The organism is Lacticaseibacillus sp. 53-4 (assembly GCF_016861805.1).
GTDB lineage: Bacteria > Bacillota > Bacilli > Lactobacillales > Lactobacillaceae > Lacticaseibacillus.
Window position 1 is genome coordinate 20644 of record NZ_BOLT01000011.1, and the last position, 20393, is coordinate 41036.

The 20393-nt window shown below is 45.1% G+C and carries 19 protein-coding genes and 1 pseudogene; all 20 read left to right on the forward strand.

The features are described 5' to 3' along the window. Positions 1 to 44 precede the first annotated feature (44 nt). The 20 genes and pseudogenes from JUF21_RS05995 (at position 45) to JUF21_RS06090 (ending at position 20388) form a co-directional block, all read left to right on the forward strand. A complete protein-coding gene (locus JUF21_RS05995; RefSeq protein WP_010489629.1) occupies positions 45 to 356 on the forward strand; it encodes a gp1 in 312 nt (103 codons plus the stop codon). Further along, the gene (locus JUF21_RS06000) at positions 353 to 2044 is read left to right on the forward strand and encodes a terminase large subunit domain-containing protein (RefSeq protein WP_203663521.1); all 1692 of its coding nucleotides are present in this window, start codon (positions 353 to 355) and stop codon (positions 2042 to 2044) included. The genes JUF21_RS05995 and JUF21_RS06000 overlap by 4 nt, the downstream gene beginning before the upstream one ends. Before the next feature lie 14 nt (positions 2045 to 2058). Further along, complete coding sequence (locus JUF21_RS06005; RefSeq protein ID WP_203663524.1) at positions 2059 to 3366, forward strand: phage portal protein; 1308 nt, start codon at positions 2059 to 2061, stop codon at positions 3364 to 3366. Beyond that, a complete protein-coding gene (locus JUF21_RS06010) occupies positions 3341 to 4072 on the forward strand; it encodes a head maturation protease, ClpP-related (RefSeq protein ID WP_239061431.1) in 732 nt (243 codons plus the stop codon). The genes JUF21_RS06005 and JUF21_RS06010 overlap by 26 nt, the downstream gene beginning before the upstream one ends. Before the next feature lie 21 nt (positions 4073 to 4093). Continuing rightward, positions 4094 to 5266, forward strand: a complete 1173-nt coding sequence (locus JUF21_RS06015; protein ID WP_203663526.1) for a phage major capsid protein — start codon at positions 4094 to 4096, stop codon at positions 5264 to 5266. 47 nt (positions 5267 to 5313) lie between these two features. Next, positions 5314 to 5409, forward strand: a pseudogene (locus tag JUF21_RS12125) (HeH/LEM domain-containing protein); the annotation flags it as partial. Beyond that, entirely contained in the window at positions 5402 to 5692 is a 291-nt protein-coding gene (locus JUF21_RS06025) for a phage gp6-like head-tail connector protein (RefSeq protein WP_203663528.1), read from the forward strand. The pseudogene JUF21_RS12125 and the gene JUF21_RS06025, both read left to right, overlap by 8 nt. Beyond that, positions 5685 to 6065, forward strand: coding sequence for a hypothetical protein (locus JUF21_RS06030; RefSeq protein ID WP_203663530.1), 381 nt, complete (start codon positions 5685 to 5687; stop codon positions 6063 to 6065). Before JUF21_RS06025 ends, JUF21_RS06030 begins: the two co-directional genes overlap by 8 nt. Then, positions 6062 to 6475, forward strand: coding sequence for a hypothetical protein (locus JUF21_RS06035; protein WP_203663532.1), 414 nt, complete (start codon positions 6062 to 6064; stop codon positions 6473 to 6475). The genes JUF21_RS06030 and JUF21_RS06035 overlap by 4 nt, the downstream gene beginning before the upstream one ends. Beyond that, positions 6472 to 6849: a hypothetical protein gene (locus JUF21_RS06040; RefSeq protein ID WP_203663534.1), complete on the forward strand. Its 378-nt coding sequence runs from the start codon at positions 6472 to 6474 to the stop codon at positions 6847 to 6849. The genes JUF21_RS06035 and JUF21_RS06040 overlap by 4 nt, the downstream gene beginning before the upstream one ends. Positions 6850 to 6863: 14 nt before the next feature. Beyond that, positions 6864 to 7481 carry a major tail protein gene (locus tag JUF21_RS06045; RefSeq protein ID WP_203663536.1) on the forward strand — a complete coding sequence of 206 codons (618 nt, stop codon included), beginning with the start codon at positions 6864 to 6866 and terminating at the stop codon, positions 7479 to 7481. Between the two features lie 71 nt (positions 7482 to 7552). After that, positions 7553 to 7870 (forward strand): phage tail assembly chaperone G, encoded by a 318-nt coding sequence (gene gpG / locus JUF21_RS06050; RefSeq protein WP_203663538.1) that lies wholly within the window; start codon positions 7553 to 7555, stop codon positions 7868 to 7870. A gap of 175 nt (positions 7871 to 8045) precedes the next feature. After that, positions 8046 to 12065 carry a phage tail tape measure protein gene (locus JUF21_RS06055; RefSeq protein ID WP_203663547.1) on the forward strand — a complete coding sequence of 1340 codons (4020 nt, stop codon included), beginning with the start codon at positions 8046 to 8048 and terminating at the stop codon, positions 12063 to 12065. After that, complete coding sequence (locus tag JUF21_RS06060; protein WP_203663555.1) at positions 12062 to 13594, forward strand: distal tail protein Dit; 1533 nt, start codon at positions 12062 to 12064, stop codon at positions 13592 to 13594. Before JUF21_RS06055 ends, JUF21_RS06060 begins: the two co-directional genes overlap by 4 nt. Beyond that, complete coding sequence (locus JUF21_RS12130; RefSeq protein WP_374706441.1) at positions 13591 to 18072, forward strand: phage tail spike protein; 4482 nt, start codon at positions 13591 to 13593, stop codon at positions 18070 to 18072. The genes JUF21_RS06060 and JUF21_RS12130 overlap by 4 nt, the downstream gene beginning before the upstream one ends. 11 nt (positions 18073 to 18083) lie before the next feature. Continuing rightward, on the forward strand, positions 18084 to 18410 hold the full coding sequence (locus JUF21_RS06070; protein WP_203663557.1) for a phage infection protein: 327 nt from the start codon (positions 18084 to 18086) through the stop codon (positions 18408 to 18410). Next, positions 18403 to 18534, forward strand: a complete 132-nt coding sequence (locus JUF21_RS12025) for an XkdX family protein (protein ID WP_003573798.1) — start codon at positions 18403 to 18405, stop codon at positions 18532 to 18534. The genes JUF21_RS06070 and JUF21_RS12025 overlap by 8 nt, the downstream gene beginning before the upstream one ends. Positions 18535 to 18589: 55 nt before the next feature. Beyond that, on the forward strand, positions 18590 to 18880 hold the full coding sequence (locus JUF21_RS06080) for a hypothetical protein (protein WP_025013871.1): 291 nt from the start codon (positions 18590 to 18592) through the stop codon (positions 18878 to 18880). A 25-nt stretch (positions 18881 to 18905) separates the two neighbouring features. Then, positions 18906 to 19901, forward strand: a complete 996-nt coding sequence (locus tag JUF21_RS06085) for a collagen-like protein (RefSeq protein ID WP_203663559.1) — start codon at positions 18906 to 18908, stop codon at positions 19899 to 19901. Between the two features lie 4 nt (positions 19902 to 19905). After that, entirely contained in the window at positions 19906 to 20388 is a 483-nt protein-coding gene (locus JUF21_RS06090; RefSeq protein ID WP_203663561.1) for a hypothetical protein, read from the forward strand. Positions 20389 to 20393 lie beyond the last annotated feature (5 nt).

Below are 20393 nucleotides of genomic sequence, written 5' to 3' on the forward strand. Positions count from 1 at the left end.
GCGCGAGGGGGGGTACCCTATACCAAAATTGGAGGTGATAATCCATGGACAAGCTAGATAAGCTTAAAAACAGGCTCTTGTCTCAGATAGACAAGACTAATCCAATTGAAACTGAGAAGGTGGACCGATATGTTTCAATGGTTGACATGTTCTACAAGCTGCAAAAAGAAGCTATCAAGCAGCCAATTATTGAAATTGAGAATGGCAGTCAGCATTTTACTAAATCAAATCCTGCTTTGGCTGATATGAACAAGATCAATGCAAGCCTAATTTCGCTTGGCAAGGACATGGGATTGTCCGCTCCGCCTGGAATTGATGGAAAGGGCACGGGATATGATCCTGATGATCTGCTTTGATTCATAACAAGTATGTTGATGATTACATCAAGGATTATGAAGAAGGGCACTTGCTGTTTAATAAGGAACGTATTCAGCTTGTTGATTATCTAAAAAAGTCTGTGCTATCTGACGACACACTGCATTTTGACAACGAACAGATTGAGAACTGCATTAAGTTCAGCGAGAAGTGGTTTTTCAAACTTCAGCCGTTCCAAAAGTTCTTGATTGCGTTCGTTTTTTTGTATCACGAAGACGGGACTAATTATTATGAAGACTTTTTGTGGATGATGGGCCGTGGCTCTGGTAAGAACGGATTGATTTCGGCGTTAGGGACGTTCTTGATATCCGAATTTAACGGTATACCTTCATATAACGGTTCAATCGTTGCTAACAGCGAAGACCAGGCAAAAATATCAGTTGAAGAAATTCACGATGTAATGGAATCAAATCGACCAAAGCTTAGACCCGCATTCTACTGGACAAACGGTCTCATAAAAGCTAAAAAGACCAATTCCACTTTGAGATATCGAACTTCTAACGGCAACACGAAAGACGGTTTACGAGATGGTTTCGTTATCTTCGATGAAATTCATGAATATCAGGATGACAGCAATGTCAAAGTCCACTTATCAGGGCTTGGCAAAAAGCAAAATCCTCGCGTCTTTTATATTGGAACCGATGGCTATGTGCGAGATGGTTTCATTGATACTAAGAAAAAGCAAGCAGCCAATGTCTTGAGTGGAAAGGCTGCACCAGACTTCATATTTCCTTGGATTTGCAAAATCGACGATGTGTCTGAAATTGATGATCCAGAAAAGTGGGAAAAAGCCGTTCCAATGATTGTAAAACCGTTGTCGTCATATGGTAAGACCCTTTATCGACAAATCAAGAAAGACTACGACGCATTAGTGGAAGCACCAAGTGGACGTGAGGAGTTTCTAACAAAGAGAATGGACTATCCCAGCACGTCCATGAACAGTAGTGTTGCACCTTGGGAAGAGATTGCGGCAACCAATCAACCGATTCCGGATGATTTAGACGGCAGAGAGGCAATAGGAGCAGTGGACTTTGCCAGTGTACGAGATTTCATTGCCGCTGCTGTAACGATTAGGTATCGAGATAAGTTAGTAACCATTGAAAAGCAGTGGGCACGGAAGGGCTTCTGTGATCAATATTACGCATACAGTCGAAAGGACAGAATCGCGACACCAAATCAGCGTCTTAATATTCCACTTCACGACTGGGAAAGAATGGGCCTAATTGAAGTTGTTGACGAGCCACTTATGGATCCTAGACATGCATTAGATTGGATACAAGCAATGGCACATCGATTTGATATAAAAAAGGTAGTTATGGATAACTACCGTGCTCAGATTATGCGAAAAATGTTCGAAGATGCCAATTTTGAGGTTGATATCATTCACAATCCTACTTCTATTGATGGGTTATTAGCATCAATAATTGACGACGGTTTTCCAAGAGGACGTTTTATCTGGGGAGATAACCCTTTGCTTCGCTGGAACACACAGAACGTGCTGGTAAAGGTAAATAAGGCGAACGGAAATAAGTCCTATGAGAAAAAAGAGGAAACTCGTCGTAAGACAGATGGCTTTAAGGCATTTGAATACACGCTATACCGAGTAAATGAATTATCTGATGTGGACGTCAGCGAATCACTGGCGTTTTTAAATGACCTGGACTTCTGAAAGGAGGTGAAAGCGTGAACTTCAACTTATTTGATCTGTTTACACAACGAAAAGATGCCAGTTTTGCCTATGATCTTGATTTAATTGGCGGACAGCAGACGCAAGTTTACCTGAAACAGTATGCGTTAAATACGTGCGCTTCTTTTTTAGCCAGAACAGTTTCTCAGTCCGAGTTCAAAACTAAAAATGCTGCACTTTATTACAAGCTAAATGTGCGGCCAAACAATAATCAAACCGCGACAAGTTTCTGGCAGGAACTGATCTTTAAACTCATCACAGATAATGAAGTGCTAGTCGTTCAGGATGATACAGATGATCTGCTGATTGCTGACAGCTATGTTCACAATGTTAAGGCAGTATATCCTGATACATTTTCTGGAGTGGTGGTCAATGACTATCAGTTTCAGCGTGTGTTTGGAATGGATGACGTTTGGTTCATCAAATACAACAATGACAGCTTAACCACATACACAAATCAGTTGCTGTCCGACTACGCTAATTTGTTCAGCCGCATGATTAGTTTTGCCATGCGTAACAAGCAGCTAAGAGCAACGGTAGATTTCTCAGGTGTTACAAGTTTTGATAGCCAAGCGCCTAAAGATGATGCGAATGGCAATAAGAAAGAGAATCCAGCTCAGAAATTTATTGATAAGCTCTTTAGTGCATTCAGAGACAACGACATTGCGATTGTGCCTTTACAAAAGGGCGTTAAGTACGATGAAGTTTCAAGCCAGTATAGCGGCGCAGATCAGGCATTTTCTGACATTACTGCTGCACGCAAAGAGGCAGTTGACAGCGTTGCTGAGATTCTAGGAATCCCACCAGCATTGATCCACGGTGCACAGGCGGAAGTTGATCAGAATCAACAAGAACTATTGAATTTTTGCATTGCTCCGCTTAATCAAAAAATTGAGGATGAGTTAAATGCCAAGGCTGTAAGCCAGTCTTCATATGATCATGATAAGGTCACCGTTTGGGGGCTTAACAAGCCGGATCCATTCAAACAAGCAGAAGCAATTGATAAGATCACAGCGGTTGGTGTCCTTAGCCGAAATGAAGTGCGTGCTCGTCTGGGATATGAACCAGTAGATGGCGGAGATGCGTACTACATGACTAAGAACTATCAAGTTATTACGGACACTCCTCAACCGGAAACCGACGACCTCAATGCAAAAACAATCAATGAACGGCGAAAAGCTCAGGGCCTAGAACCGTTGGCTGGCGGAGATGCTATCTGGATGTCAGATAAGCAAATGCCGGTCATTCCAATCAAAGCATCACCGAAGGGAGGTGATAATGATGACGACAGTAATTCCAATTAACACTCAGCTGGTTGATGATGAGACTGCGAGTGTCATGAAGTCGTGGGGACTAGATTTAGTATCTCCAAACGCGGTCCGTGAAATGCTTCCAACTGATAATTCAGACGTTGTAGTCGAAATTGATAGCCCAGGCGGATTGGTTACCGCAGGAAGCTCAATTGCGACGCTTTTGAAAGACTATCCCGGAACTGTAACGGCTAAGATTATCGGCCAGGCAGCATCTGCAGCCACAGTAGTAGCACTGTCAGCTGACAAGATTATGATGGCGCCAACGGCTACATTCATGATTCACCGTGTGTCAGTTTCTGGCATCTCTGGGAACTCCGGTGATCTTGACAAGTACAGCGATGTTCTTTCAATGCAAGATAAAAATTTTGCTAACTTGTATGCATCAAAAACTGGGAAAACAGCTGATGAGATGCTCAAGCTAATGACAGACGAGACGTATATGTCAGCACAACAGGCCAAAGATATTGGATTTGTTGATGAAATTATGTTTGAGGAACAGCCTACCTTGGTAGCGGGTCCCAAAACGATGCTGACAAAGGAGATCGTTGATGCCCTTAAAGAGTATCGAGAAATCAAAGACAAGCCAAGTAATCCAGTTCTGAATATCGATACTGATGAACTAGCAGAAAAGCTTGCAAACAAATTAAACCCTCATAAGGAACCTAAGCAAAGCAATTTTTCGGGGTTCCTTTTTTAATACGAAAGGAGTCATAAAAATATGACTATGAGCTTTAAGAATCTCAACACCTTTGCGGAAAAGCAAAAGGCATTTGCAGACATCGTCAAAGGCGGTGGCGATGCCGAAGCCCAGGGCAAGGCGTTCGGTGAAATGATGGACGCACTGTCCACTGATCTTAATGACTTCCAAGAGAAGCTTAAGAATAAGACACAAGAGGAAATCGATAGCATCATCGCGGCAAACACCGGTGATGTGAAGATGACCCAAGACGAAGCTAAATTCTTCAATGATATCTCGACTGATACTGGGTTCAAGAACGATCAGCTTATTCCACAAACCACTGTGGATAAGATTTTCGAAGATTTGATCACCAACCACCCGCTGCTGCAAGCAATTGGTTTGCAGAATAACGGTGTACGGCTGAAAATCTGGAAGTCTGATGCTACGGGTGCCGCTGTATGGGGCAAGATTTTCGGCGATATTCAAGGGCAGCTTGATGCTACGTTCACGTCTGTTGATGCAGAGATGAGTAAACTGACGGCATTCGTAGTGCTGCCTAATGATCTTGATTCATTTGGCCCGTCCTGGGTACGTACCTACGTTACCACTCAAATTACCGAAGCCTTCGCAGCAGCATCAGAATCAGCATTTGTCGATGGTGACGGTAACAGCAAACCAATCGGGCTTGATCGTGATCCGTCAAAGGGCGCCACAGCAAATGGTGTGACAACCTATCCAGTTAAGACCGATGCCGGTACCGTGACTCTCAAGGACGCTGATACAGCTAAGTTTGAATTGATGACCATCATCAAGGCTCTGTCCAAGAAAGCAAACGGCAAGCCTTTAGTTGCACGTGGAAACACCATTTTGGTTGTACAGCCAGGTGCTTCGCTTGATTTTGAACGTGCAATGACCATGCAAAACGTTAATGGTCAATGGGTATATGCGCTGCCATATGGCATTCAGATCATCGAATCTCAGTATGTTCCAGATGGAAAGGCTATTGCTTTTGTTAAAGGCCGTTATGACGCATACATGGCTGGTGGTTTGAACATCTCTGACTTTAACCAAACGTTGGCCATTCAGGACGCAATCCTGTTCACTGCTAAGCAGTTCTTCTATGGTGCACCAGCAGATAGTAATGCTGCACTTGTCTATGCACTGAATATCGCTGCGCCAAGTGCTTCCACAACTGGTGGGACGGGAAACTAGTATCCCCCGTTGAAGCGGGGGTAGACAGCACCTCCACCGTTGCACAGCTTAGGTCATACCTCGATTCAAAGGAAATCAGTTACCCAAGCAATGCATTAAAGGCCGATTTACAGAAACTTGCGGGGGTGACACCAGATGAATGATGATCAGATTGCACTACTTTTGAAAGAATTCAAAGATCGAATGAGCATCTATCACTCGTCAGAAGATGATGAGATTAAAAAAATGCTACAGACCTCGTACGATGCAGTTAATCGCATGACTGGAGTGTCTGATATCACCAATAACCAATTCAAAGAGCTTGTCATTGAACGCACTAGGTATGTCTACAATGATCAGGCTGAATTTTTCGAAGACAACTTTCTGTCTACGATCATTGGTCTAAGCCTGCAAGCATATGGTGAGGAGGACGATGACAATGGCTAGTCGTCCAAGCTTTCAGTATCAGGCTCCCAAAATCGATAGTGGAAAACTAAGAATTCCGATTCACTTCTATGCTCAAGATGTTGGTGATTCACCAGAGCCAACAGACGTTAAGCCCAAAGAGGTGTTTTTTTGTCTTTGCGATGCGTATTCTCCAAGTAACAAAGACAAGGTAGTTCTTGATAGCCATGAGGTTGATCTGGGTGTCACTGTGATTATCCGAGACACCAAAGGCGAGTTCATTCCGAACAACAAAATGACAGCGTTTATTGACGACTCTCGCTATCATGAAGTTAAGGAATGGCAGATTGAAGAAGTTCGCCATGATTTTGAAGCCAACAGGTTCATTACGCTGGTATTGGGGGCGAAGCAATGACAGCGACTTTAGACGTTAAAGGTTTAGAAGACTTAGAGAACAAACTCAGTCAAAAGTTTAGCGATCGCAAGGTTGCTATGTACGTCAACAACGCCTTGACCATTGCTGGCAGATATGCAGTTGTCGAACTTAAGCAAGCTGCGGCAAGTTATCGAGACACTGGGACAACAGTCAATGAAATTACTGCAGGCAAGCCACGTCTTCGCGGTGGGGTGCGGAATATCAAGATTGGTTGGTCTAGTGATGGAACGAAGCAGAGGTGGCGCTTAGTTCATCTCAACGAATTTGGATACACCCGAAACGGGCGTACTTATGCTCCAAGGGGCATAGGGAAAATTCGGTCATCCTATGATGAAATGCAGCCAAAACTGAAAGAGCTAGAAGCGGCTGAATTGAGGAAGTTGCTATGAAAGACATGCTGAACACGATTTATACAGAGATACGTGGTAACCCGCTCGTGTCGCCTTATCCAATTAAGTACTATGACTATCCCGAAGCGGCGTTGAAAGAGACGTTTGTTCTTATTAAACCGTTGACGCCTCCGATGTCAGTGCTTGGTGCCAGTGATAAAGAATTAGCACAACAGCTGTCTTACCAGATTGATGTGCAGTCTGGCGATCGTATGCTGTGCAAGCAGATACAACAAGCAGTCAAAGAACACATGTACTCGTTAGGATTCTCGCAGTTACCGGAGGGACTTGACGAGTTTTTTAGTGACACAAAGCGGTACGTCGATGCGCGGCGGTACCGAATGATTACGAATATTTATGACGTTGATTATTAGAAAGGGGTCATAACATGACTTTAGTAGGTTTTAAGCGGCTGACAATTCAGCCTTTCAAAGATGACGGCACCGTTGATGGAGATCCAATTGTTATTGAAGGTGATAGCAATAAAGGTGGTACAATTTCGGCCGAAGTATCAGGCCTTTCGAAAGAAGCATCGAAGGTAGCGGCTTCTGACATTGAATATTACATCTCCCAAATGGGTGTTGGAGATGTTTCAGTCGATTTTGGTTTATTGGATGTTCCACACGATGCCGAAGCGCGGCTTCTTGGTCAAAAGACGATTGGCACTGATGGCAAGCAAATCATCTATGTCGGCAGTGACACAGCCGCACCATACTGTGGTGTTCTTTTGGAAGCACAAGATCTGCAGAAAAATTCGGCGCTACTTGGTTTCTTCCGTGGCAAGTTTGCCAAAGACAAGGAAACGGCCAATACGCTTGACCCGTCCGAATCGTACAAGCCAGAGGCGGAAAGTTATACGTTCTCGGCAGCAGCCTCGACTGATGACGGCGATCAGAACGGCGAGTATGTCGCCAAATACTTTGGCTCTGACGCAGCGACAATCACTACAGTCAAATCCCAGGTGCTCAAAACCGCGGCTGCAGCCACCACTGGTACAGGAAACTGATTAATAAATTAAGCGTGTAGCGGTCTAATACTGCAAACTGACAGGGTGGGTGGGAAGGAAATGGAGGAAATATGTTAAAACTCGATTTACGACAAAAAAATGGTGACATAGAACATTACGAACAGGCATTCGTTCCCGTATCTAAGCTTATTGAGGCTTTAAAAATGACCCCGGAGTATTTTCCAGAGCTTGACAATGCGGGGTGGACAGAAAAAAATGCCGAGTTTATGGCAAGCTTGTTCGACGATAAAGCAGTAACCAAAAAGGCCGTCATTGAAGGCATCGCATCTTGGGATTTCAATGACATATGTGGTGAAATCAACGATCAGTTAATGGGAGTTGACCCAAAAAAAGAAATGGAGAGCGGATCGACAGCCGAGAAGCTCTAAACAAAATATATGCAATGATTCGTACGATTGTTACTAAAGTCCCGGGGTTCACGATTAACGACATCATGAATACAGACTGGGAGACGCTACAGCAAGTATTGCTTCAAGGAGATCCGGATAAAAAGCCGGTTCCGCTAGCAGACTTCGTTAAATCTCTATAGAAAGGAGAAAAGATATGGCAGAACCGTTAGGACAGATGATGATTGAACTGGGGCTTGATGATACCAAGTTCGGTAACGGTCTGAAGAACGCCAAGTCGCAATTGAAGTATTTCGGGTCTGAGATGAAAGCTCAGGCCTCTTTTTATGACACTTTTGGTAGAAAAGTAGACGGTTTAAGTGCCAAGGAACAAGGATTAACCAAGATGATTGCTTCACAGTCAAAGGTAGTGGCCGAATCTAAGAAAGCATACGATGGATCACTGACTTCAAAAGGCCAAATGACAAAAAGCTCTGCTCGACTAGCGGCTAGTTTTGAAGCTGAACAGGCGAAGCTGGCTGCGTTGGCCAAGGAATATATTAATACCGCCAAGGCTGAGGCTGAAATGAAGGTCAAGACGACGGGACTAACAGGAGCTGTAAACAAGTTTGGCACAGCTCAAATCGCTATTGGTAGTCGCATGAAATCTATCGGAGACCGAATGACTACTAGCGTAACAGTACCGATTGCCACGGCGTTTGTAGCAGCTACGGCAAAAGCGATGGCTTTTCAAAACAAATTGTTGGTAATCAAAAATCTGCTTACTACTGGTGGGGAGTCAGCCCAAGAAGCAATCTCTGGTGTTAATCAGATGCAATCCGATGCCATAAAGTACAGCAATAAGTATGGTGTATCTGTAACCAAAATATCTGATGGGTATGAAGAACTTGTTCGCCGTGGTTACACGTCTAAGCAGGCGATAGCGGCGATGAAGACTGAGTTACAAGGATCATTGGCTTCTGGTGATGACTTCAGTGATGTTGTGTCTGTGGCGTCATCCACGCTCGAATCATTTGGTATGAAGGCCAACGACACCGCTACCATGACGAAAAACACAAAAACGGCAATTAACGAGTTGGCCTATGCGGCTGATCTGACAGCAACGGACTTCCAGTCCCTTGGTGTTGGCATGTCATATGTTGGTGCCACTGCTCACCAAGCTCATTTTACTCTGTCAGAAACCGCAGCTGCTTTGGGTGTTTTGTCTAACAATGGTGTGGAAGCTGACAAAGCTGGTACGGGGTTGCGTAAAGTAATCGTTAGCATGAATACTGCAGTCAAAAATATTGGCACTAAAAACGACGTTCTAGCGAGTCTTGGAATCAAGAAAGAAGAGATTGTTGGGTCTAACGGTCAGCTTAAGAGCTTAAGCACCATTATGGAAGTCCTTAATCAGCACACCAAGGACATGAGCTCGACAAAGAAAGCAGCTGTATTTAACAGTCTTTTTGGCACTACTGGTCAGCAGGCCGGTATTATTCTTGCACAAAATAGCAAACAGTTGTCTGAATTAAATGATCAGGTTGATAAGGCTGAGAAAAAGAACTATGTGGGTAGCCTATCGGAAAAGAACCTCAAGTCTGCTCAAAATCAGCTTAAAGTATTGAAGCAGAATGTAGAAAACCTTGGCATGACACTGGCACAAAAGGTACTGCCGAGCGTTCAACCGCTGATCAAAGACGCAACTCAGGCGGTTAACTGGTTCAGCAAACTCAATCCGGCGGTTCAGCAAAACATTATTAAGTGGGGAGCACTAGCTGCCGCCATGGGGCCCGTGCTTAGCATAGCAGGTAGGCTAAGCCTTGTGTCTGGTAAGACTGCGACGGGACTTGTCGGAATTATTTCAAAATTAGCGGGATTGAACGCTAAGTCAAAAGCAACACAAGATGTTATAGCCACTCTCACAGATGGCGCCGGGAAAACGATCGGCACGTTAACAAGAAGCGGCGATGCTGCAGAAAAGGTAGGCTTATCGTTTGGGGGCCTTGCTTCAAAACTCGTAACCACAACGGAAGGTGCTGGCGGACTGGGATTTGCTTTGACTCCTCTTGGCATCGGTCTAGCTGCTACTGCAGCCGCGGTCGTTGTAGCCGGCGTTGCGTGGGAAGCATGGGGGAAAAAGGCTTATGAAGCAAAGCAACGAGCTGACAAGTGGGGAACCAGTGTGGACGCGGCCACGGACAAGTCGGCAACTGACTTCCAGAATTTTGAGACTAAGGCCACTGTTGCGCTAAATAATACAACGGGTAGCGCAAAAGATAATGCTAATCGTATAGACAAAGCCTTCAACGACATGCTTTCATCTGCTGAACAAAACATTACGACCGCCACGAACGAAGTCAACGAAGCAGTTAAGACGATTGGCGGTGACGTTGGTAAAGATACGAAGAAGGACGCCAAAGAACAGCTTGAAAAGCGTAAATCTGCCGTGAAGGAAATGAAAGAGCTGTATAAGGAGTCTAGCGCTATCACTGATAGTGCTGTTTCAAACAACAAACGTTTGTCTGCCGATCAAACACAGGTACTGGAAAACCTGCAGACACAAATGGCAGCCGATTGGGTAAAAACGCTAAATGTAAGTGAGAACAAGCAAAAGCAGATTCTAAAAGTTATGAAAGGCAATTATTCTTCACTTTCAGAGCAAAGCCTTCTTGCCGTTAATGGGACCATATACAGTCAGTTTAACAAGGAAAACGATGATCGAAATAAGTCTCTAAATACATTAAAAAAGCTGCACTCTGAGGGGCTGCTTGAAAATGCTGAGTACAACAATAAAGTTACTAGACTGAACGACGAGTTCTACGCGAATAACAAATCTGCAATTACTGCATACTTGCAAACGCAAACGGCTTCAATAAAAAAATCAGCTGATTATCGGTCGAAAGATGCGATGACCCGGGCGAATATAGACAAAGCGCTGATTGCACAGCAGAAAGATTACCTAACCGCAACGCTCGGTCTTAGTAATTCAGAGGCAGATGCAATCATGAAAGCCGCTACCGCACATAAGAAAGCTGCCAAAACGACTACGGTCAGTCTTGATGGGCTAACTGGCAAGGCCAAGAAAGCCGCGATGGACTGGAATAACTTGGTGTTTGACTACAAGACGGGATCAATGAAAACAAACGCTCAAGAAGAAGTTAACAAAGCGGTTGCTAGTTCCAAGGACTGGGAAAACATTAAGCTTTTGGCCAAATCCGGTAACATGACGACTAACGCATCTGAAATGGTAGCTAATGCTTTGCTGAGTCAAAAGCGATGGGATGATATTAAGTTTCTTATGAAAACAGCCCACCTTAATGCTGATACAAAGAAAGCTATAGCTGACGCCTATGTTGCAAATGGCAAATGGGAGTATTTGAGTTTTAAAGAGAAAAAAATGCTTGCAGTTTCGGACACCAATAAGGCCCTGATGAAGTCTCTTAAAGATTCCGGTGAATGGAACAAATTGCCAATGAAAGTTCAGGCAATGATTGCGACATCGAAGACCGCTTCTGGTCTCAAACAATCCCTTAAAGATATGGGGGTCTGGAATGGGCTGCCATCGTCTATCAAGCATTTAATTGCGCGAGATGAGGCATCTCAAGCAGCTAAGGCGGCCGTTTCTGCAGTGAAGAAATTCGCCGTACTGCAGAACAGAATCTACAAGGATGTAGTGGTTAGATACAGCGAGACCGGAAAATCCGGGGCAGCGAGAGCAATCGAGGCGAAGGGGGAATGGTGGAAAAAGAACGGCAGCAGAGACTTTAAAGGCGGTCCCGCCATCGTCAACGACCAAAAGGGGCCACTATTCCGTGAAGCCATTATCCACCCGAATGGATTTACCGAGATTCCATTTGGACACAACGTTTTTCGGTACGTGGAAAAACACGCACAGATCGTACCCGCAGGGATCACGGCACGAATGTTTGCTGATCTGCCTCAGTTCGCAAACGGTTATAACATTCCGGCGAACGCGAATGCACTAACTATGGCTGATAGCATTACACACTCATTGTCTGGGCCACAGACATTAAATGTTAATGCGCTAAATTCAAATGCTGGTGTCGAAACAATTTTAGATTCGATCAAAGCGATGCTTGCGATATTGATGCAGCGTGAAACAACAATTGATGTGGATGGGCGCACGCTTGCACAAGTGCAGTATCCATATCTGTCAACAATAGACACTCAGCAAAAACGAGCTAAAAACAGAAGAAAGGGGTATACGGGATGAAAGATGTAATCACAGTTAAGTACGGCGAATTTGACTTGGCGCCGTACTTTTTGGTGTCTAACGTTACCATGCCCTTTTTATATAAAGATAACCAGTTTACCCAAGTTGGTCGTTCTGATGGTGAGGTGCTGCAATATTCAAGAAACCCTAAGGTTCAGATAACAATTCAGGGTACTATTATCACCCAACACTCTGGAATGAGTGTGTCAGACACAAGAGACAAGCTAATGAGCATCATTAACACCGGATCAGCGCAACCACTTGTTTTGTCAAACTATCATGATCGATATTTCAATGCGATTTTTGATGGTACTCAAGACTATGATGGCACGTTCGACTACCTAGCGGCAGTCTCTCTTGTGTTCATTGTTCCCGATGGGGTTGCTCACTCGTTGACGCCGAAGACGACTAGCAATGTCGGCAGCGATGGTGCCTTGAGCGACGAGATCATCATCCAAAACGACGGCACCTATCCAGTATATCCAGTCATTGAGGCGACGATGCACAGCGATAACGGTGTGCTGACGCTGATAAACGAATCTAATGGTGGCGTTATTCAGCTCGGTAATCCTGGAGAAATCGATGGAGTCCAAGCTCCAGATTCTGAAACTGTGTTTCATTACAATCTGCTATCAGCTCCGAGCGGCGTAGCGGTTAATACCGGGACAATCAATTATCCCACCTATCCATATGGCTCTAATCCAGGGCCAAACACGATTGCGGGTAGCTGGGACTACGCTAAGGCTCCAGATGCAGCAACACCAGTCTTGAATCGTACTCCAGCTATGCACTGGGCTGGTCCCACTTATCATGGCCCAATAAAAGCCAATGCGGCTGGCGTGAATACTGGTAACCTGATCTGGTCAAATCGCTTTAACGTTAGCACCAATGTAGGCGCACTGGGCCGGGTTGAATTTAACTTGCAATCTAATGATGACATAGCTGTCTGTTTTGTGATGCGTGACAGTACCCAAGCTGCGGACGCGTTGACCGTTGAAGGGTGGGTCAATGGCCAGAATGTATTTAGTCAGGATCTCAACCGGAAGCTGTTTACCAATGGTATGTATGGAATTGTTGAGTCAAAATTGGGCAATACAGTTTCATTCACACTGACCAAGATTAAGCAGCTGTCTCCGAACGGCATCATATCATCGGCGCAAACCATGTTCCCACCAGTCACTATTGACGGGGTAGCAGATACACCGATTGACTCATTCACGGTTTGGATGGCAGGATTTAGCAACAAGACGGGGTGGACGATTAATTGGTCCGATAGTCAATTTCAGTGGGTTAATGTTGACTACTGGAAAGACTTGCCTAATCGTTTCACGGACGGCGATACCTTGCTAATCGATCCGTCGCAGATCAAAGTCTTTGTCAACGATGTGGAAGATCGCACCATTCACGCCATCGACAATGATTGGGAGAAGTTTCAGCTTGATCCGGGGGAAACGAAGATCAAGATCATTGCTTCTGATTTCGCAACCACACCAACGGTAGTTGCCACATATAGGGAGGCGTTCATGTGATTCTTTATTTTGCTAAGCACCCGACATTTGACCTTATCGGGACTGCATCAACTAGCCAAACGGATTCCATCTATTTTTCAGATAATGGTGGCCAAGAGGGCGAGTATCAATCAGTTGCTGGTGGTTATCGCTCATATGGTGCGACGGTTTACTTTCAACCTGATCAGTCTGCGCATGTGCAAGAAATGACCGCGCCTGGCAATTACATTCTCTACAAAGATCGCAATGGGGAATCGGTATGGCTAACCATTCTGACGTGTGAACACGATCCGCTTGCTGGTTATGACACCATCACGGCGGAAGATGCCAGCATGGATCTGATTAACGAGACGGTTGGTGCCTACACAGCTCCAAAGTCCATGACAATTGCCGACTACATCAATTTATTCATTACCGATTCCGGTTTTGAGATTGGTGTGAATGAAATTCCCGCGCTGGCACGAACACTAAAATGGGAGTCAGATGAGTCGACTGCATTGGCGAGAATTCTTTCGGTGGCAACCCAATTCGATGCTGAACTGGATTTCCGTTTCGAGATTAGCGGATTAACTGTTATCAAGAAGTATATCGATATCTACAAGTCAATCGGTAAGGATCGCAGGACTGAACTAACTGTTGATGCACAGTTGAATGATATTGTAACGAATACCGACGTCAGTGATCTATACACCGCAGTTTATGCCATTGGGTCAACACCAGAAGGTAGTGACTCGCCCATTAATTTAAAGGGCTACCAATGGACTGATCCAGATAAACGATTCGTATTGTTGAGCGATGGCTCGCTTCGTGATCCTGTGGCAAACCAGCAGTGGTCGCGTTTGGTCGGAAAAGATGCTTTGGCTAGTGGTTTTATCAACCGCGTAAAAACGTATGAAGCACAAACTCAAGAAACGCTCTTGCAGTCGGCGTTGAGCGATTTAAAGAAGCATAACCACCCCGCCGTTACTTATACTACCGATATTGTCGTTCTGCCTGATGACATTCAAGTTGGAGATACGGTGCATTTGCGTGATGAGAATGAGCAATTATTTCTGACAGCACGAGTGCTTGAGATGACTTATTCATATTCAACCAAGTCCGGTACTGCGACACTGGGCGACTATCTAATTGAAGCCAGCGGAATCGATCCTCAGTATCGTGCACTAGCGCAAGAGCTGGCCAAGCAGAATAAAGGTAAGGACGGCGCTGACGGTGTTCCCGGTGCAAAGGGTGCTGATGGTCGTACAAGCTATTTCCACACTGCTTGGGCGAATGATGTAAGCGGTCAAAGCGGGTTTACGGTATCCGGTGGCGATGGCAAAAAGTATATTGGCACGTACAGCGACTTCACGCTTGCCGACAGCATCAATCCGGCTGATTACAAATGGGCGCTTTTCAAAGGCGAGGATGGTGACGTGGGGCCAAAAGGCGATCAAGGGTTGCCCGGCGCAAACGGATCTGATGGTCGTACCACTTACGCTCACTTTGCTTACGCAAACAGCCAAGACGGCAATACTGACTTTTCAACCACTGATTCTAATCGCAAGTACATTGGCTTTTACAGTGACTTCACATCTGGTGACAGCACGAATCCGAGTGACTATAAATGGTCGCTGATTAAAGGTGCTGATGGTGCTGATGGTAAAGATGGTGTACCGGGTAAAGCCGGTGCAGATGGCAAAACGCCTTACTTCCATATTGCCTATTCCGACAGCAGTGATGGTAACACAAACTTTTCACTGGATACTCCGGGTTCTCGCAAGTACATTGGTAGTTACACAGACTTCACGCAAGCCGATAGCACTAATCCAGCTAGTTATAGTTGGCAACTGGTACAAGGTCCCAAGGGCGACACAGGTAAAGACGGTGTAGCAGGTAAAGACGGTGTAGGCATTAAGTCCACGCAGATTATGTATGCTCAGAGTACTTCTGGTACAACAGCACCTACTACTGGTTGGACTGCGCAAGTTCCAACATTAATCAAGGGCCAGTATCTGTGGACACAGACTACTTGGCTGTATACAGATAACACCGGCGAGGCTGGTTACACTGTCAGTTACAATGCCAAAGATGGTAACACAGGTGCTAATGGTATTGCTGGTAAAGATGGTACAGGTATTTCTGCTACGAAGGTTGAATACGTCGGGTCAACTAGCGGAACTACCAAGCCAACAAGTGGTTGGTTAGCCACTGTTCCTAGTGTTGCAGCCGGCAGCTTTCTCTGGACAAAAACAACATGGAGTTATACCGATGGAACCAGTGAGTCTGGCTACTCGGTGGCTAAGATGGGTGAAAAAGGTGATAAAGGTGATACGGGTGTCGGTATCGCTGGTACGCCAGGTAAAGATGGCAAAACACCATATGTTCATACGGCTTGGTCATGGAGTGCTGACGGCACGGATAGATTTATGACCGTTTACCCTCAAGAAAATTTGTATTCGAATAGTAGCTTTGAAACAAATGCAATATCTGCAGGAACTATAAATACTGGTAGATGGTCTCAATCAAATGATGTTGCATACTCCGGAACCTACTCGTTAAAAGTTACAGCAACAAATATTGGATACCATGGAATTGGTATTCCTGTTCCTAACCCATCGCCAAGCACTTCATATACATTTTCTGGTTACCTATATTCAGATTCAGATAAAGTAGTTAGATTGGCTGGTTACTCTAGTGGGTGGGAAAGCCTTGGTCTTCAGGACGTTTCGTTAAAAGCAAAGACATGGTCTAGGTTCACATATAAGCTGACAACAACAACAGGACTTGATAATGTACAGCTAGGTTTCTTTATGAACACCGACACAACAGTGTTTTATATTGATAAGGTGAAGATTGATCTTGGCGAGACAGCAACTCCGTGGACACCAGCTCCTTCTGATAACTATCAAGCGGCTTATCCAAGTTATCGAGGCGAGTACACAGACTATACGGAAGCAGATTCAGACGACCCAACAAAATATGAGTGGGCATTAGTTAAAGGTAAAGATGGTAAGGACGGTGTAGCTGGCAAGGACGGTCTAGGTATTAAGTCAACTGCTATTGCTTATCAATTAAGCTCAAGTGGCACAACCACACCAACAGGATCATGGTCAACTGCTGTGCCTGCACTTGCGAAAGGCCAATATCTTTGGACTAGAACCACGCTAACCTACACGGATAACAGCAGTGAGCCTGTTTATTCTGTTTCCTACGTTGCCAAAGACGGCAACGATGGGACAAATGGTGTAGCTGGTAAAGATGGTGTTGGTATCCGTTCGACTACTATCACTTACGCAACATCTACATCGGGTACGTCAGCACCAACGAGCGGCTGGGTGTCTACACCGCCAGCGACAAGCGCAGGTCAGTATATCTGGACTAAAACGGTATGGACATACACTGATGGGACAAACGAAACAGGTTATTCAGTCGGTAAGATTGGTGACAATGGTGCAGCCGGCGCAGATGGTAATGGCATCAAGTCTTCGTCTGTCACCTATCAAGTTGGAACTTCAGGCACGACTGCGCCAACAGGCACGTGGAGTTCTAGCGTACCTACGGCATCACAAGGAACATACCTGTGGTCGCGGGTGATTACCACCTATACGAACGGCACACAGAACACATCATATAGTGTGGCTTATCAAGCCGTGGATGGCGCCAAAGGCGATCCCGGTAGCCAAGATGTACCCATGACCTATGTCCAAACAGATCAGCCTGCGGGAACGATTGTCAAAGACTCACTGTGGTGGGTTGGAACGACCATGAGCAACGTAACGGCGCTGAAACGCTGGGACGGGTCGTCATGGCTGCCCGAAACGATTGCGCAGGCTGTGCTTAACATCGTTGAGTTGAATGCGGTGACGATTAACGCCGGGACTCTCAATTCACCAGAGATCAGTGTTCCATTTTCGCATGCTGTGATTGACACCGACGGGCCCACTTATGGTTCTGGCAAGATGACACTTTCTGGTGCCACGTTTGCCATCGATGGGACGACCGATGTTGCCGGGCAGAAGTTTAACTTGAGCTTCAGTCCATCAGGATTCTCAAATGAAATTTACGATACTGACGGTCACTTGCAGAATCTGGCCAGCATGATCAAAGGCCAACTATATCTATACAATGGTAATGGGGACACGGTGAACGGCGGCTCAATCGACGGCCTGTTGGCCGATCAGCTGAACAACGTTGGTCAGCTGTTGTGGTCAGGAAAGACTCAGCTAGGCGACAACCAGACGATAACGCCATCATTGCCGATGACAAGTTGCTTAAATGGCTGGAAAGTTGGCATAGCGGTCAGTGGAGGTAACCGATTTATTTGGTATCCCTTATCAAAAGAAAAAGCAATTGAATCACCTAATCTTGGGCACACAATACCAATATTTGACTTTAACTCTGGTGGTGGTGGCATGTATCTTTACGTCTCAAACACTACGCTGACTGGTAACTCAGCAATTAACCTTAAAGATAGCGTGGGGTCAGCCTATTATATCTATGAAATACGCGCTTTTTAGGAGAGATGGATATGGAAATGAAAGACAAGATACGCGTCCTGTTTGACACGGACGCAGATGGTTATATCATTGGCTATCAGCAAGAGTTCTATGATGGCAAAGCGTGGCAAACGCCATTTGATACTACGAATGCTATTGAGGTGACACCTACGGATTTAGCCAACATCTGCCTTGGTGCATCCAAGGTGTCTGAAGATGGCACAATCACGACTGATGCTGACAAAAAGGCTGAGCTTGAAGCAGAAGCAAACAAGCCTGAACCGTCACCAGAGCAACATTTACTAGCTAACTTAACTCTTGAAGTAGCACAGCTAAAGGCGGCGAAATCAAGTGACTAATTATGATCAGTGTGCACTACTTTACAGTTGGGGGATTGATTTAACGCCTTATGTACCGGTAATGATCACCCCAGATCAATACAAACAAATCACAGGCAGTGACTATGTCGCCAGCAAAAGCTAGCGGCTATTTTTAGCCGCTATTTTTAGCAGCTATTTTTGTGGAAGGAAGTGAGAAAGTGACATTTTTTGGATACACGATTGGTGACTGGGCGGAGTTCATATCAATCATAGGGGTGGGCGTAAGCGCGGGCAGTTGGCTGTTCAAAAAGATTGCCTTAGATCCATTGCGTTCTGATATTCAAGTGCTTTCAGAGACGATTAATCGACAGCTCAAGCTACACGAACAGTCGCTGGCAGACTTGAATACTCATCTGAAAACGCATGATGAAGAGCTTGGCAGTCACTCGGTTAGGATTACTCGATTGGAAGATCATGTAGGCATCAAAGGAGATAATGATGATGAATAGGATTAGCGTGAGGAGATGATTCTTTATGAGGAAGCTATATCTTGGCAACGGCGATAAACAGTTCAAATTTGCCGATACCACAACTGAAATACATTTGAATGCGTTCGATGATGGCAGCGCAGCAGCCCTAACAGCAGATGCAAAGGTAAGAATCAAAAACGAATCCGGATATTTGCTGGGGATAAGTGCCAGTATCACGAACAATCATGCCATCATCACTAGCGGACAATTGGCTCAATTGCCAGTTGGAAGCTATCTGCTTGAGCTGTGGGACATCGTAGACGGTGGCACTGCAATCTATCCTAGTGATGGATTTTTGGCACTTCAAATCAACGAGAACGTCACCGGACTTTCTGGTGGGCTTGTCAGCAGCATCACGGTTGACGACTTTATTAAGCAGTTCAGTGACCTTAGTCAGCAGCTAAAGCAAGAAGTATCTACTGCTGTTGCCAATGGTCTGAAAGGCGATACAGGCGCTCAGGGTCTATCTGCCTATCAAGTCGCGGTCATTAACGGTTATAAAGGTTCGCAAGCGGAATGGCTTGCCTCTCTCGTTGGCGCTAAAGGTGATACGGGTGAAAAGGGCAATCCAGGGAAAGACTTCAAAATTGTAAAGACGTTTCCGTCAATTGCTGCAATGAATGGCGATGGCTTCTCTGATGGTGATTTTACCATGATTGCCAGTGACGTCAATGATCCTGATGATGGCAAGCTTTACGTATGGAACGGAACCGGGTTCACCTATATTGCCGATTTAAGTGGGTCGCAAGGTATCAAAGGTGATACTGGTAAGACTGGCAATACCGGTGAAAAAGGTGATCCCGGAGATCAAGGGCTTTCCGCTTATCAAGTTGCCGTGAATGCGGGCTTCTCTGGCAGTGTAAGTCAATGGCTTGCTTCTCTCGTTGGCCCTAAAGGTGATACTGGTGACAAAGGTGCTGATGCCGTTATCAATATCATCACGCAAGCTGCTTATGACGCGCTGGCCGACAAAACCGGCGTCTATTTTATTGAGGGGTGATTAAATGCCAACAATTAATGGGAAAGCATGTGTTGTTAATGGCACGCCAGTAGACAAGGTTTTCAGCAATGGCAGGCAAATATATGGCAGAAACTTGCTAACTAATCTTTCTTATAATTGGACCCGAGGCTGGATTAATTCTGCCCCAATAGGTGAACCCCCCCCATTTTATGTTGCTAATAGTAGAATTAGAACTCTTCAAACTATTCCTGTAAGCTCTAACTCTCCTTACACAATCTCTATCAGTGATACTTTATTCAGATTCAGTTGGTTAGAGTCAGATTCTAATGGAAATGTAATCTATGTGGCGCCATGGATAACTTCTGCAAATTATACGTTAACAACAAAAAGCACAACAACTCAACTGTATATAGTTGTCTCATATAAAACTGACACTGTACTAGATACAAGTAATTTGCCTAAAATTAAGCTTGAAAGAGGTAGTGTAGCTATACCATGGTCACCGGCACCAGAAGACGTCATGTGATTTAT

Excerpts from the sequence above, each read along its gene's own strand:
- JUF21_RS06085 (WP_203663559.1), top strand. The coding sequence starts at position 18,906 with ATGAGGAAGCTATATCTTGGCAACGGCGATAAACAGTTCAAATTTGCC.
- JUF21_RS06070 (WP_203663557.1), top strand. The coding sequence starts at position 18,084 with ATGGAAATGAAAGACAAGATACGCGTCCTGTTTGACACGGACGCAGAT.
- gpG (WP_203663538.1), top strand. The coding sequence starts at position 7,553 with ATGTTAAAACTCGATTTACGACAAAAAAATGGTGACATAGAACATTAC.
- JUF21_RS06040 (WP_203663534.1), top strand. The coding sequence starts at position 6,472 with ATGAAAGACATGCTGAACACGATTTATACAGAGATACGTGGTAACCCG.
- JUF21_RS06055 (WP_203663547.1), top strand. The coding sequence starts at position 8,046 with ATGGCAGAACCGTTAGGACAGATGATGATTGAACTGGGGCTTGATGAT.
- JUF21_RS06035 (WP_203663532.1), top strand. The coding sequence starts at position 6,062 with ATGACAGCGACTTTAGACGTTAAAGGTTTAGAAGACTTAGAGAACAAA.
- JUF21_RS05995 (WP_010489629.1), top strand. The coding sequence starts at position 45 with ATGGACAAGCTAGATAAGCTTAAAAACAGGCTCTTGTCTCAGATAGAC.
- JUF21_RS06030 (WP_203663530.1), top strand. The coding sequence starts at position 5,685 with ATGGCTAGTCGTCCAAGCTTTCAGTATCAGGCTCCCAAAATCGATAGT.
- JUF21_RS06010 (WP_239061431.1), top strand. The coding sequence starts at position 3,341 with ATGATGACGACAGTAATTCCAATTAACACTCAGCTGGTTGATGATGAG.
- JUF21_RS06090 (WP_203663561.1), top strand. The coding sequence starts at position 19,906 with ATGCCAACAATTAATGGGAAAGCATGTGTTGTTAATGGCACGCCAGTA.
- JUF21_RS06025 (WP_203663528.1), top strand. The coding sequence starts at position 5,402 with ATGAATGATGATCAGATTGCACTACTTTTGAAAGAATTCAAAGATCGA.
- JUF21_RS06045 (WP_203663536.1), top strand. The coding sequence starts at position 6,864 with ATGACTTTAGTAGGTTTTAAGCGGCTGACAATTCAGCCTTTCAAAGAT.
- JUF21_RS06015 (WP_203663526.1), top strand. The coding sequence starts at position 4,094 with ATGACTATGAGCTTTAAGAATCTCAACACCTTTGCGGAAAAGCAAAAG.
- JUF21_RS06060 (WP_203663555.1), top strand. The coding sequence starts at position 12,062 with ATGAAAGATGTAATCACAGTTAAGTACGGCGAATTTGACTTGGCGCCG.